Below are 15,282 nucleotides of genomic sequence, written 5' to 3' on the forward strand. Positions count from 1 at the left end.
GCATTGTGGATAGAAAATGATCCCTGTAATCCACGCTCAATAAGAAAAAACAGATTCAAATAAGAATCTTGTTTGGTTGGAAATGTGGGAAAGGCACGAGCATATGAAATCTCAAGACAGAGCCGTCATGCGGGTTCTCTCGGGAGAGAAGATCTGGCCACCTCCCATCTGGATGATGCGTCAGGCAGGACGTTACCTTCCCGAATATCGTGAAGTCCGAGCCAAGGCCAAAAACTTCCTTGATTTCTGCTATACCCCGGATCTTGCAACTGAAGTCACACTTCAACCGATCCGCCGGTATGGTTTTGATGCAAGCATTCTGTTTTCCGACATCTTCGTCGTCCCTGACGCTATTGGGTATCCGGTTCGTTTTGAGGAAGGGCGTGGTCCTGTTCTTGAACCGCTCTCGGGCAAACTTCTTGACGGTCTTGAACAGGAACGTGCTGAGGATCATCTTAAACCGGTCATAGAGACGGTTTCGCGTCTTCGGGCGGAGCTGCCTGCGGAAACGACCCTCCTGGGCTTCTGCGGGGCTCCCTGGACGGTTGCTTGCTATTCCGTTGCCGGACATACAACGCAGGATCAGGTGGCAGCACGGGTTGGGGCCTACAGGGACCCGGACATGATGCAGCGCTTCATCGATCAATTGGTGACTGCGTCCATTCAGTATCTGATCCGGCAGCTCGATGCGGGGGCGGACGCCGTACAGATTTTCGATACCTGGGCCGGCGTCCTCGACGATGCGGGCTTCCGTCGCTGGTCCATTGAACCGACTCGAAGGATCGTTGACGGGGTCAGGGCCGAAAGGCCTGGTGCACGGATCATCGGGTTCCCCAAGGCATCGTCTGCGAGAATGTCAGCTTATATCGAAGGCACCGGCGTGGACGCGGTCGGTTTTGATTGGACAGCGCCTGATCACCTCGCGCTTGAGATTCAGAAAACGGTTCCCATTCAGGGCAACCTGGACCCCATGCGCCTCGTCGCCGGCGGAAAGGCGCTTGAAGACGGTGTTGCCCACATTCTGAAGACGTTCGACAAGGGTCCGCTGATTTTCAATCTCGGGCATGGCGTGACGCCGGATGCGGATCCGGACAATGTGGCACGTATGGTTGAACAGGTTCGGAGAGGTTAAGCCGGCAAATGGATCTGTTTTTGTGGGTTAAATCCCTCCACGTCATCTCGATTATTGCCTGGATGGCGGCGATGCTCTATCTGCCGCGCCTTTTCGTCTATCACGTCGACGCCGAGGTCGGATCGGTCCAGTCGGAAACCTTCAAGGTGATGGAGCGGCGTCTTCTAAAGGCGATCATGACACCTGCCATGATTGCCTCCTGGGTCTTCGGGCTTTGGGCCGCCTATGAAATATCGGCCTGGCAGGACGGCTGGTTCCACGCGAAACTTATGCTGGTTCTTGTCTTGTCTGGCGCTCATGGTTACTTGAGCAAATGCGTGAAGACTTTCGCGTCGGACCAGAATACGAAGCCGGCACGCTTTTACAGGATCCTCAACGAAGTGCCGACCGTGCTGATGATCGTCATTGTCATCCTGGTGATTGTCAAACCGTTCTGACCGGTCTTGGCGTGATCAAATTGGCGGCAATTGCAGGGCCGGATTTGCCATTGGCTCTTTGTCTCAAAGACATGGGCAAGCTTAAAAAACCGGCAGAATTCCGGTCTTGCGATTCAGTGCAAAACAACGTATCTTCGCGCCACTTCCGATCGGCGCAGTGTTCGTACCTAGTCGCTACGTTTCGCCGAACAATCTGGACACGTCTATAAGTCTCTCGGATACATTCTGGCCGACCCATCTCATCCGGCCCAGAACAACCTTCCAAGCCAAACATCAATAACTTCTTACCCCTACTCGATGCGGGAAATGAAACTCAAAGATCTAAAAGAAAAAACACCGACAGAGCTGCTCCAATTTGCCGAAGAGCTCGAAGTCGAAAACGCCAGCACCATGCGCAAGCAGGAGCTGATGTTCGCCATCCTGAAAAACCTGGCCGCACAGGATGTGGAAATTATCGGCGAAGGCGTCGTCGAAGTGTTGCAGGACGGCTTCGGCTTCCTGAGATCACCGGACGCCAACTATCTGCCAGGACCGGACGATATCTACGTCTCGCCGTCTCAGATTCGCCGCTTCTCGTTAAGGACCGGCGACACCGTCGAAGGTCAGATCCGCAGTCCGAAAGAAGGCGAGCGCTATTTTGCCCTTCTCAAGGTCAACACGATCAACTTCGAAGACCCTGAAAAAGCCCGGCACAAGGTTCATTTTGACAACCTGACACCGCTTTACCCGGACGAACGCTTCCGGATGGAAATCGAAGATCCGACCATCAAGGATCTGTCGTCGCGGGTGATCGATCTGGTGGCACCGCTTGGTAAAGGCCAGCGCGCGCTGATCACAGCGCCGCCGCGCACGGGTAAAACCGTTTTTCTTCAGAACATTGCCAAGTCCATCACCAACAACCATCCGGAATGCTATCTGATCGTTCTTCTGATTGACGAGCGACCGGAGGAAGTCACCGACATGCAGCGCACGGTGAATGGTGAAGTTGTTTCGTCGACCTTCGACGAACCGGCGTCCCGTCACGTTCAGGTTGCTGAAATGGTGATCGAAAAGGCAAAGCGGCTCACAGAACACGGCCGTGACGTCGTGATCCTTCTGGACTCCATCACACGTCTGGGCCGGGCCTATAACACCGTTGTGCCGTCTTCCGGCAAGGTGTTGACCGGGGGTGTCGACGCGAACGCCCTGCAGCGCCCGAAACGTTTCTTTGGTGCCGCCAGAAACATCGAAGAGGGCGGGTCACTGACGATTATTGCGACCGCCCTGATCGACACCGGCAGCCGCATGGACGAAGTTATCTTCGAGGAATTCAAGGGAACCGGTAACTCCGAGATCATTCTCGACCGGAAGATCTCCGACAAGCGTGTTTACCCGTCCATCGATATCCAGCGGTCGGGAACGCGTAAGGAAGAACTGCTTGTGCCGCATGAACGTCTCAAGAAGACCTTTGTGCTCCGCCGGATCCTTAACCCGATGGGAACGGTCGATGCCATCGAGTTCCTTCTCGACAAGCTGAAACAGACCAAGTCGAACGATGAGTTCTTCGACAGTATGAATACCTGATCCCGTACGGATCGAGTGTTACCGAGAAAGGCGCGAACCGTATGGTTAGCGCCTTTCTCTTTTGCCTTCAAACCAGCTTCATTTGGCGGTGTGTAGTCTAGGGTACGGACCCATAAATGAAGCCATTTTGCCGTCCTTCGGATTTGGCCGTTTTGGCTATCTGCTTCGTCGCGAAAGGCTTGAAAATAAACCACATTTCCTGCGCTTTCGCTCCTTGCCGCTGGTCAAAACGATCCAAACCAAATTGACTTCATTTATGAGTCCGTGCCCTAGGGTGTTTCACGTGAATCCTGCCGAACCAATTGAATCGGAACCGTATTGATGACGCGCACAATTTTTTTGGAAACCGAGCGCCTGTTCCTGCGCGCCTGGGAAGACACGGATGTTGCACCATTTGCCAAGATATGTGCGGACCCTGAGGTGATGCGCCACTTTCCGGAACGCTTGTCACGCGACAAAACAGAACATTTGATTTCTAGATGCATCGACAAGCAGAAATCGGATGGGTTCTCTATGGCGCCGATCGAAGTGAAAGAGACGGGTGAGTTTCTTGGGTTTGTCGGCTTGAACCGTCCCGGTTATGCGGCGCCATTGCCGTTTGACCCCTGTGTCGAAATCGGCTGGCGATTGAAGCAATCGGCCTGGGGAAAGGGTTACGCCAGCGAAGCTGCCAAGGCATGGCTTCGATTCGGTTTTGAAACCATTGATCTTGAAGAGATCGTTGCATTCACGATTCCGGCGAACGTGCCGTCGCAGAGGGTCATGGAGCGGATCGGGATGACCCGGGACATCGACGGAGATTTCCTGCATCCGTCACTGCCGAATGACCATCCGATCGCTCCGCATGTTCTCTACAGGCTCAGCGGAGCGGCCTGGAGAGCACAAACGATCTGAACCTCGCGGCGCCGAGCGCGTTTGGACCTGAGAGATTCACGTGAAACACCCCTGCCGGAGACAGAGGATCCGGGTAAAGTCTGATTTGGTGGTTCGAGTTGCTGAGGCTGTTTTGCTGTTTCACGTGAATCCTCAAATAGTATCGGAAACGAACTGACAGGACGTGAAGGTGATGCCACCAGGTGCATGTGTTGACGAGAGTATCGCCGTCACAAAAACTGGTTGATTCACGTGAAACAGGCACCGCGGCATTACGGATACTTTTGAGACCGATTCGTCACCGGAACGGTCAGCAGTTTGGTAATGACTAGCCAAGGTCGCGAGAGCGGGTGCTTTTCCTTATGACCAGTTGTTGTTAAAGAAGCCGCCCCGACCGCAGTCTGCCAGGACAGGTGCGGTCATCTTCAGAGAGGAACCAGATGCGGGATACGATCTATGCGCTTTCGAGCGGAGCGGTGCCCTCAGGTGTCGCCGTCATCCGCATTTCCGGAGGTGCAACCCGAACGATCGTCAGCGCAATTTGCGGCCGTGTGCCTGAGGGCCGCCTGGCCATGTTGAGCAAATTGAAGGATCCGGAGACCAACGATATCCTCGATGAAGCCCTTGTCCTCTACTTTGAGGGGCCCCACAGTTTTACCGGCGAAGATGTGGCAGAGTTCCAGTGCCACGGTGGGCGCGCCGTCATCAGCAGGCTTCTGGCGGTCCTTGGAACATTTGCAGATTGCCGGCCTGCTGAGGCGGGCGAGTTTACGCGCCGGGCTTTCGACCAGGGGCGCATGGATCTCACTGAGGTCGAGGGTCTCGCTGACCTTATTGCCGCGGAGACCGAGAGCCAGCGCAGGCAAGCGGTCCGACAGATGGGGGGTGCTCTTGGCGACCTCTATGATGGCTGGCGGAAGCGGCTCATCCACATGCGGGCGATGATTGAAGCCGACTTCGACTTTGCCGACGAAGAAGACGTGCCAGGCAGCGTTGCCGACGAGGTTTGGACAGAAGCGTCCGATTTACATTCGGAGATTGCCAATCATCTGGAGCGTTCGAAAAGCGGAGAGCGATTGCGATCCGGATTGCAGGTCGTCCTGATGGGTGCTCCTAATGCCGGCAAATCCAGTTTGCTGAATGCGATTGCCGGACGGGATGTTGCTATTGTTACGGAAGAAGCCGGAACGACCCGCGACGCCATTGAGGTACATTTGGATCTGTGTGGGTATCCGATGACCCTGGTGGATACAGCCGGGCTCCGGGATGCGGAAAATGCCGTGGAACGCGAAGGCGTTCGACGGGCGCAAGCGCGGGGGCACGCAGGGGACTTGATCCTTTGGGCCGTCGAGCCGGGCGGGGTGGAGAAGGATGATCCCAAAGCCGGTCTGCCTGAAGACTTGCAGAAAAATGTTCCGGTGTGGGTCGTAAGAACAAAGAGTGACCTAGGGACTCAACCGAAACAAGACTCTTCCGGAACGATCAAGGAAATTGCTTGCTCCGATAAAAGCAAAGACGGCCTGAACGACCTTATACAGGCCCTTACTCGTTTTGCCGATGAAACAATTTCCATTGGAGAAACTCCCCTGGCAACGCGGGAAAGGCACCGTCATTACCTGAAGGAGTGTCTTTCCGGATTGAGAACAGCGGTGGATGCGGTTCACCTGCCCCCTGAACTTCGTGCCGAAGACCTGCGGCGCGCGGCGGATGCGCTCGGGCGGATCACGGGCCGGATCGATGTCGAGGATCTGCTGGATGTCATCTTTCGGGATTTTTGCATCGGCAAGTGATGTTTCACGTGAATCATTGAGGCGAAGCAAGGATCGATTCAGAACCGGAACATGTTTCACGTGAATCACGAAATGAATCCTCCTGTCCTCCCTGAAGCGGTCTCGAACTGATCGGTTTCTTGGGCTGAATTGCACTTTGACCTTGGTGCCAACACACTCTATAAAGCCGGACAGAAAATGCTGGCAGCGTCATCCTGTGATAACCTGATTGCCGCCAGGAACCGATCCGGAAATTTTGTCTGAAAGTTGCGGGCACGCTCAAAGGCGTTTTCGTGCACGGTGAGATTATGAAAGAGCGCGAACTGACATTCGATGTTGTGGTGATTGGTGGTGGCCATGCGGGCTGCGAGGCGGCCGCAGCATCGGCACGCGCTGGCGCGGCGACAGCGCTCGTAACCCACAAGGCAGAGACGATCGGAGTCATGTCGTGCAATCCGGCGATTGGCGGCCTTGGAAAGGGTCACCTTGTTCGGGAGATCGATGCTCTCGATGGCCTGATGGGGCGGGTGGCCGACCGGGGTGGAATTCAGTTTCGGATGCTCAACCGCCGCAAGGGACCAGCCGTACGCGGACCGCGCGCACAGGCCGACCGGAAACTCTATCGCGAGGCCATGCAGGCGGAGATCGCCGCAGTCGATGGGCTGACCGTGGTGGAGGCTGAAGCGCACAAACTTTTGTTCGGTGAAGGGGAGGCGACACGATCGATCGCAGGGATCGAACTCTCCGATGGCCGTACCATATCGTGCGGGGCCGTCGTCCTGACCAGCGGTACTTTCCTTCGCGGGCTTATCCATATCGGGGATCGCAAGATCCCGGCCGGGCGATCGGGCGAAGCGCCTGCATTGGGCCTCTCGGAGTCTCTTGAAGAAATAGGGTTTGACCTGGGGCGTTTGAAGACCGGGACGCCGGCGCGCCTTGATGGGCGGACAATCCATTGGGACAAGCTGGAAGAGCAGCCTGGCGATGACGAGCCGATCCCGTTCTCGACGCTGACGGAGCGGATCGAAACGCCGCAGATCCCGTGCCATATCACCCGGACGACACCTGAAACCCACCAGATCATTCGCGACAATCTTTCCCGATCTGCGATGTATTCAGGTGAGATCAAGGGGCGGGGGCCGCGGTATTGTCCGTCCATTGAAGACAAGATCGTTCGCTTTGGAGAAAGGGACGGTCATCAGATCTTCCTGGAACCGGAAGGCCTTGATGACCATACGGTTTATCCGAACGGGATCTCGACGTCGTTGCCCGAAGACGCACAACTTGCGTTCCTGAAAACCATCCCAGGGCTCGAGGACGTGAAGGTCATCCAGCCCGGCTATGCCATTGAGTATGATCACGTGGATCCGCGAGAGCTCAGGCCGACGCTGGAAGCCAAACGCTGTGCGGGTCTCTATCTTGCGGGCCAGATCAACGGCACGACCGGATACGAGGAAGCTGGAGCGCAAGGTCTTGTTGCCGGCGTCAATGCAGCGTTCAAGGTTGCGGGCAAAGATCCGTTTGTTGTCGACCGGTCGAATGGCTACATCGGTGTCATGATCGATGATCTCGTGACGCGCGGGATAACCGAGCCGTACCGCATGTTTACGTCGCGGGCCGAGTACCGGCTTTCGCTTCGTGCAGACAATGCCGACCAGAGGCTCACGCCTCTTGGTGCAGCAAGAGGGTTCGTTTCGGAAACGCGACGACTGGCGTTTGATGCCAAAATGGAGAAGATCGCAAACGCGCGGGATTTGCTCAAGCGTTTGGCGGTGACGCCTTCAGAAGCTCAAAAGCAGGGGCTTCCTGTGAACCAGGACGGAATTCGGCGGTCGGCGTTTGATCTTCTTTCCTATCCGAATGTCACTTTCGACATGCTGACCCGGATATGGCCAGACCTGAATGAGGTCGAAGAAGGGATCGCGGAACAGGTGACGACGGATGCTCTTTATGCGGTTTACCTGGAGCGTCAACAGGCGGATATCGAAGCTTTGAAACGCGATGAAGCCTTGCAAATCCCCGATAGTTTCGACTACGAAGCGATTGTCGGCCTGTCCAACGAAGTCAAGCAGAAGCTTGTCGATATTCGACCGGCCACGCTTGGCCAGGCGTCCAGGATGGACGGCGTGACCCCGGCGGCTCTGACGTTGATCCTTTCCCATCTCAAGCGTGGCGCACATAAAGGGGCCGCCTGATGGGCCGTGCCGTGGTGTTGAACGACACTGGACAGGTTGTGCATAAGTTTGGGGATGTTTCACGTGAAACGTTGGACAGACTCCAGATCTATGTGGACCTGGTTTTGAAGTGGCAACCCGCACAAAACCTCATTGCACCGTCCACGATCCCCGACATCTGGATACGCCATGTCGCCGACAGCCTGCAAACGCAGTGGAGTTATCCAGAGGCGCGGACCTGGGTCGACATCGGCAGTGGAGGCGGCTTTCCAGGTATCGTCACCGCGATCCTCTTGGCTGATGAGCCGGATGCCCATGTTCATATGATCGAAAGCAACCAGCGCAAGGCGGCGTTCCTGAGAACAGTGCTGCGCGAGACGGGCTCCTCCGGGACGGTTCATCCCGGTAGGATCGAATCGGTTGCGAAAGAATGGACATTTGGACGGGCCGATTCGGTTTCTGCGCGCGCTCTGGCCTCTCTGGATGCGCTTTTCCGGTTGTCGGAGCCCTTCACTTCGGCCGGGGCAAAGGCTGTTTTCCACAAAGGGCAGGATTTTCAAAGAGAAGTTGATGAAGCCTCTGACGCTTGGAACTTCGATCTGGTAGAAAAGAAAAGTCTTATCGATCCAGTGAGCCGGATGCTTATTTTCTCGAATATCTCAGCCCGGCAAGAGTAGCCCAGGAAGGTGTCGTGGCAATGAGCATGCTTCCCGAAACACCGCGTGTCCTCGCACTCGCGAACCAAAAAGGCGGGGTGGGAAAGACCACCACAGCCATCAACCTCGGCACGGCTCTTGCGGCAATCGGGGAAAAAGTTCTCGTTATCGATCTCGATCCCCAGGGGAACGCCTCGACGGGTCTCGGCATCGAGCACCGCGACCGGGGCCTGTCGACTTACGAAATTCTGAGCGGCGATTGCTCGTTGGCAGAGGCTGTCCGCGAAACGGCCGTTCAGCGCCTCTGGGTTGCTCCATCGACCATGGATCTGCTCGGGCTTGAACTTGAAATCGCCTCGACCAGTGACCGGGCATTTCGCCTGCGCAGCGCGATCGAGAGCCTGACCCGCTCACGCTTGTTCCAGGAAGTCGGGTTCACGTATATCCTGATCGATTGCCCGCCGTCGCTTAACTTGCTGACGATCAACGCTCTTTCAGCTTCGCACTCTATCCTGGTGCCACTGCAGTGCGAGTTTTTCGCACTGGAAGGTCTGAGCCAGTTGTTGAGCACTGTCGAGCAGGTCAAAGGCGCGCTGAATGCGGAACTGAGCATTCACGGTATCGTTCTGACGATGTATGACAGCCGCAACAATCTTTCCAGCCAGGTTGTCGCCGATGTGCGCGAGACCATGGGCGATGCTGTTTATGAAACGATCATTCCACGAAATGTCCGCATTTCGGAAGCACCGTCCTACGGCAAGCCGGCCTTGCTTTACGATCTGAAGTGCGCTGGCAGCCAGGCTTATCTGCGGCTTGCGTCGGAGATTATCCAGCGTGAGCGTCAGTTGCGGCGGGTCGCCGCTTAAACGGCGATTTGGTTTCGGGTCTGAAACAAATGACCAGGCTTGCGGTTGTGTAGCTTTGTTGTCTTGACCTAATTTATTGAAATATAAGAAGAAATAGGTGCGTAATGGCTGACAAGGACGCCAAGAACAAACGTTTGGGCCGTGGATTGGCTGCTCTCATTGGAGATTCGGCCCCTGAAGCAGTAGCGCCGCCTGAAAAAATTGTTCGCGACACCCGCAAAGTTCCGATCGAGCACCTTGAGCCGAACCCGCGCAATCCGCGCAAGACCTTTACCGAAAAGGATCTGGCTGATCTGGCGGAGTCGCTCAAGGCCAAGGGGATCGTTCAGCCGATCCTGGTGCGCCCGGCGGCGGGCAAGGCCAACCGGTTTGAGATCATTGCCGGCGAGCGCCGTTGGCGCGCGGCGCAGCGGGCAGGCCTTCATGAGGCGCCAATCATTATCCGGGACGTGACCGACCAGGAAGCGCTTGAGCTTGCAATCATTGAAAACGTGCAGCGAGCAGATCTCAATCCGATCGAAGAGGCGATGGGGTACGAGCAGCTGACTGCAGAGTTCAATTACAGTCAGGGCGAACTGGCAAAGGTGATCGGCAAGAGCCGCAGCCATGTTGCCAATACGATGCGGCTGCTGAAATTGCCGAATTCGGTCAAGGACTACCTGGCCGAAGGCCTTCTGACGGCAGGCCACGCGCGAGCGCTAATCACGGTCGAAGACCCGGCGGCGCTGGCCGAACTCATCGTTGAAAAAGGTCTTACCGTTCGTGACGCGGAAAAGATCTCCCAGGATCCCGATGCCCTTGCAAAGCTGAAGGGTGGCAAGACACCGAGCGAAAAGCCGCAGAAGGATGCCGACACCAAGGCTCTCGAAAAACGGCTGACGGACACACTCGGTCTGAAAGTGGTGGTCGGCCACAAGCCCGGCAAAGAGTCCGGCGATCTCAAAATAAAATACACGTCGCTGGAGCAGCTCGACGAGTTGTGCAAGAAACTGGGCGTCGAAACGCGATAAACCACTGAAATAGTTTACATTTAGGCTCGATCTATGCCCGAAAGTTCGGCGTCACGCCCCGAACCAGTCTGCTGCAAGCTGCCTTGTCGTGTCTTAGCTTTCACTTGACAGTGTGACCCATCCTTCGAGACAGCGCTCTCGCGCTTCCTCAGGATGACGCGGTGCGGTTGGCTGCCATTGTGAAACTTTTGAATACAAGCACTTCATCCTGAAGAGGACCGCGAGGTCCGTCTCGAAGGACGCGTGGCTTACCTGCATGTTCGCGACCCGTCCATCAAGGCTGACCAATCATCCTCAGGATAAGATCGCGTATTCAAGTTTGGGATGCCGGCCTATCGCCGCTGGTTGCGGGCGCGGGCTGCACGGCCGAGTTTCAGCAGGGCTTCTGACAGAACCGGAACACCGAGCGGGTCATTGAGGCGGGAGATCCTGGTGGCGTCGCTCAGGATATCCATGGCTCTTTCCAGGTCCCTTAGGGACCAGATCCGAAGCTGTTGCGAAAACTTCGGTTTGCGGCTGAAGAAGATCGGCGGGCGTTGACCGTCGATAACGGCTTGGGCCGGTTTTCCCTTGTCGACGTCAATCCGCATCCGATGCAGCTGCTGGAAGTGTTTCAGGGCCTGGTTGGCAATGATCGAGGCCTTCGAACCGGCTTCGGAGAGGCGTTCCAATCCGTGGTCCAGCGTGGCAATGTCGCCCGAGGCAGCCGCATCGATGAGTTCCGACATTTCAAATGCGGATGCGTCGCCGATGATCGCCTCGATATCCTCGCTGTCGATCCGACCCTTGCCGAGGGCATAGAGACAGAGCTTTTTGAGCTCACCCCGGCTCGCCATCCTGTCGCCGCCAAGCAGGCTGTGCAAAGCCGCGCGGGCTTCGCGTGTGATTGTCAGACCTGCTTCGCGCGTTTCCTCGTCAATGAGCTGATCGATGCCGCGATCGTTGTCGGCATAACACGGCAGGGCAACGGCGCGTTTATGGGTTTCGACCAGTTTTCTGAGGCCGGCGCCTTTCTTGATATCACCGCCCTCCAGAACCACGAAGGTTTCCCAGTCGTCCAGATTCAGCACGGGTTCAAGCGCCGGATTCAGGTTCTTGCCACTGGCATCCTTGACCCAGACAATCCTGCGTCCGCCGAACAGAGGCACGGTCAGGACCTCGTCGATCAGCCGGTTGGGATCGGAGCTGAGGTCCGCAGCGTCGATCTTGATCAGATTGAAGGGGTCGCTATCGCCTTCAGAAGCCTTGGCAACAAGCCTGGTTGCGCGCTCCGAAACCAGGCCCGTATCGGGTCCGAATACCAGAACAACCGCACCACCATCTGGTGGATTGGTAACGAACCGGTCGATTTCAGCGGCTTTCAGGACGGTCACAACCGATTGCCTCCTGCCGCGGACTTAGGATTGGCTGGCAAAGTAACCGGCAAGCCTTGTCGCAATGTCGTCGGCAACTGCCTTTGCAACACGCTCCTGGGCGTCCCTAAGGGCGCGCTGGTTCGCAAAGCGCTGACTGGAGAAGTCGTAGGATGCGGAGCGGAACGACCGGCCGGTGGCAAGCGTTTCGTCCGTTGCGATATCACTCAGGACGTAGGTGGAGTTCATTGTCAGCGTGTAGGCTGAAGGAACGTCGGCGAACTGTTCAACACCGACGGCGGCATTGTTGGTATCGACCAGGACCTTGAGCCTGTATTTCTTTGGCTCCGAGCCGGCGCCGCGTTCGAGCCGGTAAGTGAGTTCATTGAACAGAACCCGTGCCGAATCTTCGTTCGCGAAGCGGGAGGAAATCGAATCAAGATCGACTGCCGACAATTCAGCGGCGACTGGTGAGGACTGTGAGCCGAAATCGCCCGTTGCGCTTGTGCCGTAGAGCGGACGTATCTGGCACCCGCTCAGCAAAACAGCTGCTGCGAAGGCAGAACAGATGGCAACCTGCCGTAAATTGCCTTTGCGCTTGAAGATGCTGTTATACAACGACATTCACGATCCTCTGCGGCACTACAATCAGCTTCTTCGGGGCGCCGCCGTTGAGCGCCTTCTTGACGAAATCCAGCCCCAAGGTAGCTGCTTCGACCTCCTCTTTGGAAGCTTCTTTTGCAATTTCCAGTTCGCCGCGCCGTTTACCGTTGATCTGGATCGGGTATGTCACCGAATCTTCGCTCAGCAGATCCGGATCGGCAACCGGCCATTTGGCTTCCGAAATCAGATTGTCATGGCCAAGCGCGGACCAGCATTCTTCCGCAAGATGAGGCATCATTGGCGCCATCATCTGGACCAGATAGTCAGCGGCTTCCCGTACTGCGTATTCCGTGCCCCGATCATCGACACCATCGCTCAGTATCTTACTGATTGTATTTACAAATTCGTAAAGACGCGCGACAGCCCTGTTGAAACCGAGCGATTCAAGATCGTTGGAAACGGCGGCCAGGGTCTTGTGGCTCGCTCTCCGGAGCTCAAGTGCTTTCCCGGAAACGTCCGGAGCAGCCCCGGCGCGCGGTTCGCTCTTGTCTGAAACTTCGCCGATCAGGCGCCAGACACGTTGAACGAAACGCCAGGCGCCCTGGACCCCGTCCTCGGTCCAGATAACGTCGCGTTCCGGCGGGCTGTCGGACAGCATGAACCAGCGCGCGGTATCGGCACCGTATGTGTCGATGATGTCGGTCGGGTCGACGGTGTTCCTTTTCGACTTCGACATCTTTTCGATCGAGCCGATGGCGACCTCTTCACCGGTTTCCAGAAGCGTTGCCTTCCGGTTGCCGTCGATGTCCTCGATCTTGATGTCGGCCGGAGACACCCAGTGCCCGTTCGCTCCCTCGCCAAGACGATAGGTTTCGTGGGTCACCATGCCTTGCGTGAAAAGACCCTTGAATGGTTCCTTCAGATCGAGCGCACCGACTTTTTGCATGGCGCGCGTAAAGAAGCGTGAATAAAGCAGGTGCAGGATCGCGTGTTCGATACCGCCGATATACTGGTCGACCGGCAGCCAGCCATTTGCCGCCGTCGGGTCGGTAGGCCGGTCGCAGTCGGGCGCCGTAAACCGTGCAAAATACCAGGACGAGTCCACGAACGTGTCCATCGTGTCCGTTTCGCGTCTCGCCGGCTTGCCGCATTTCGGACAGACCGTGTTGCGCCAGGTCGGATGCCGGTCCAGCGGGTTGCCGGGCTTGTCGAAATTGATGTCGTCCGGCAGTTGCACCGGCAGATTTTCGTCTTTTTCGGGCACGACGCCACAGTCGTCACAATGAACGACAGGGATCGGGCAACCCCAGTAGCGCTGGCGCGAAATGCCCCAGTCGCGCAGGCGGTAATTGACCTGCCGCTCGCCTTGGGGTCCGCCGTCGACAGTGACGGATTCCAGCTTTTGCGCGATCGCTTCCTTGGCTTCCGGAATGGACATGCCGTCCATGAAATCGGAATTAAAGATCGTGCCGTCGTCGGTGTAAGCCTCGGTTCCGATTTCGTACGTTGCCGCATCCGCGTCTTTCGGCAGCACGACAGGCTTGACCGGCAGTCCGTATTTGCGGGCAAAGTCCAGGTCGCGCTGGTCATGTGCCGGACATGCGAAAATCGCGCCCGTGCCGTAGTCCATCAGAATGAAATTAGCGACATAGACCGGCAACTCGAGCGAAGCATCCAGCGGATGCTTGACCCGCAGCCCGGTATCGATGCCCTTTTTTTCTGCCTTTTCAATGGCTTCTTCGGAAGTGCCGATCCGTTTGCACTCGTCGATGAAGTCCTTCAGCGCCGGATTTGTCTCTGCGAGCTTCGTCGAGATCGGGTGATCCGGGGAGAGGCCCATGAAAGATGCACCGAACAATGTGTCCGGCCGTGTTGTGAAGATTTCCAGGGTCTTGTCGCCGGTTGGTGCCGGTTCGGTAAACGCAAAGCGCACGCGCAGACCTTCGGACCGGCCGATCCAGTTCTTCTGCATCAGGCGGACCTTGTCCGGCCAGCGGTCGAGCGTTTCGATCGCTTCCAGCAAATCTTCCGAGTAGTCGGATATCTTGAAGAACCACTGGGTGAGTTCACGCTGTTCGACGAGGGCACCTGACCGCCAGCCGCGGCCGTCGATGACCTGCTCGTTCGCCAGAACGGTCATGTCGACCGGATCCCAGTTCACCTTGGCGTTCTTGCGGTAGACAAGCCCGGCTTCCAGGAATTGCAGAAACAGGCGTTGCTGTTGCGTGTAGTAGGAGACATCGCAGGTAGCGAATTCACGGCTCCAGTCCAGCGACAGGCCCATGATCTTGAGCTGATCGCGCATCGCGGCGATGTTCTCGTAGGTCCAGTCCTTCGGGTGGACCTTGTTCTGCATCGCAGCGTTTTCCGCAGGCATGCCGAAGGCGTCCCATCCCATTGGGTGCAGAACGTTGAAGCCTTTGGCGCGCTTGTAACGCGCGACCACGTCGCCCATCGCGTAGTTGCGCACATGACCCATGTGAATGCGGCCGGACGGATAGGGAAACATCTCCAGGACGTAGTATTTTTCGCGGGGATCGTCGTTATGCGTGACGAAAACGTCCTTGTCGTTCCAGACTTTCTGCCAGCGCGCTTCAACCTCGCGCGCGTTGTACCGTTCCGTTGCCATCAACTGTGCCGTTTTTCTTGCCGCCGAACCGGCGGAATTCCTGAATCTTCAACTGCCGGACTGTCACCAGAAATCCGGTTCCGGGTCAACATGCGAGATGCGAAAGACCCTTTGGATGACTGTTTATTTCGCAATGCCACATTCGTAAAGCTGCCTGAGCCGCCAAAGCGCGGAAAAGCTGGAAATAGCAACCCGGAGTTTGTTCTGGCCGGAACCGG

At 56.7% G+C, this 15,282-nt stretch carries 12 protein-coding genes; 9 read left to right on the plus strand and 3 right to left on the minus strand.

Annotated elements, in window-relative coordinates; translation table 11 throughout:
- The first annotated feature begins 103 nt into the window (after positions 1-103).
- The 9 genes from hemE to RBB47_RS14945 all read left to right on the plus strand — a co-directional run bounded on the left by hemE (position 104) and on the right by RBB47_RS14945 (position 10,480).
- The gene (gene hemE, locus RBB47_RS14905) at positions 104-1,132 is read left to right on the plus strand and encodes a uroporphyrinogen decarboxylase (RefSeq protein WP_305986615.1); all 1,029 of its coding nucleotides are present in this window, start codon (positions 104-106) and stop codon (positions 1,130-1,132) included.
- 8 nt (positions 1,133-1,140) lie between these two features.
- Positions 1,141-1,569, plus strand: a complete 429-nt coding sequence (gene hemJ / locus RBB47_RS14910) for a protoporphyrinogen oxidase HemJ (protein WP_305986616.1) — start codon at positions 1,141-1,143, stop codon at positions 1,567-1,569.
- A gap of 297 nt (positions 1,570-1,866) precedes the next feature.
- A complete protein-coding gene (rho, locus tag RBB47_RS14915) occupies positions 1,867-3,132 on the plus strand; it encodes a transcription termination factor Rho (RefSeq protein WP_152499163.1) in 1,266 nt (421 codons plus the stop codon).
- A gap of 321 nt (positions 3,133-3,453) precedes the next feature.
- Positions 3,454-4,026: a GNAT family N-acetyltransferase gene (locus tag RBB47_RS14920; protein WP_305986617.1), complete on the plus strand. Its 573-nt coding sequence runs from the start codon at positions 3,454-3,456 to the stop codon at positions 4,024-4,026.
- Between the two features lie 419 nt (positions 4,027-4,445).
- Entirely contained in the window at positions 4,446-5,795 is a 1,350-nt protein-coding gene (mnmE, locus tag RBB47_RS14925) for a tRNA uridine-5-carboxymethylaminomethyl(34) synthesis GTPase MnmE (RefSeq protein ID WP_305986618.1), read from the plus strand.
- A gap of 287 nt (positions 5,796-6,082) precedes the next feature.
- Complete coding sequence (gene mnmG, locus RBB47_RS14930; RefSeq protein WP_305986619.1) at positions 6,083-7,969, plus strand: tRNA uridine-5-carboxymethylaminomethyl(34) synthesis enzyme MnmG; 1,887 nt, start codon at positions 6,083-6,085, stop codon at positions 7,967-7,969.
- Positions 7,969-8,625: a 16S rRNA (guanine(527)-N(7))-methyltransferase RsmG gene (gene rsmG / locus RBB47_RS14935; RefSeq protein ID WP_305986620.1), complete on the plus strand. Its 657-nt coding sequence runs from the start codon at positions 7,969-7,971 to the stop codon at positions 8,623-8,625. Before mnmG ends, rsmG begins: the two co-directional genes overlap by 1 nt.
- A 20-nt stretch (positions 8,626-8,645) precedes the next feature.
- Positions 8,646-9,470 (plus strand): ParA family protein, encoded by an 825-nt coding sequence (locus RBB47_RS14940; protein WP_305986736.1) that lies wholly within the window; start codon positions 8,646-8,648, stop codon positions 9,468-9,470.
- Positions 9,471-9,574: 104 nt separating this feature from the next.
- Positions 9,575-10,480 carry a ParB/RepB/Spo0J family partition protein gene (locus tag RBB47_RS14945; protein WP_305986621.1) on the plus strand — a complete coding sequence of 302 codons (906 nt, stop codon included), beginning with the start codon at positions 9,575-9,577 and terminating at the stop codon, positions 10,478-10,480.
- 332 nt (positions 10,481-10,812) lie between these two features.
- On the opposite strand, the gene holA is transcribed toward RBB47_RS14945, so the two are convergent.
- From holA to leuS, 3 genes are read right to left on the minus strand one after another with little or no spacing between them, the layout of a single operon-like run.
- Positions 10,813-11,853, minus strand: coding sequence for a DNA polymerase III subunit delta (gene holA, locus RBB47_RS14950; RefSeq protein ID WP_305986622.1), 1,041 nt, complete (start codon positions 11,851-11,853; stop codon positions 10,813-10,815).
- A 24-nt stretch (positions 11,854-11,877) separates the two neighbouring features.
- Entirely contained in the window at positions 11,878-12,456 is a 579-nt protein-coding gene (locus RBB47_RS14955) for a hypothetical protein (protein ID WP_305986623.1), read from the minus strand.
- Positions 12,443-15,064: a leucine--tRNA ligase gene (leuS, locus tag RBB47_RS14960; RefSeq protein ID WP_305986624.1), complete on the minus strand. Its 2,622-nt coding sequence runs from the start codon at positions 15,062-15,064 to the stop codon at positions 12,443-12,445. Before leuS ends, RBB47_RS14955 begins: the two co-directional genes overlap by 14 nt.
- Between the last annotated feature and the right edge of the window lie 218 nt (positions 15,065-15,282).

The sequence above is a fragment of the Roseibium sp. MMSF_3544 genome (assembly GCF_030732845.1).
GTDB lineage: Bacteria > Pseudomonadota > Alphaproteobacteria > Rhizobiales > Stappiaceae > Roseibium.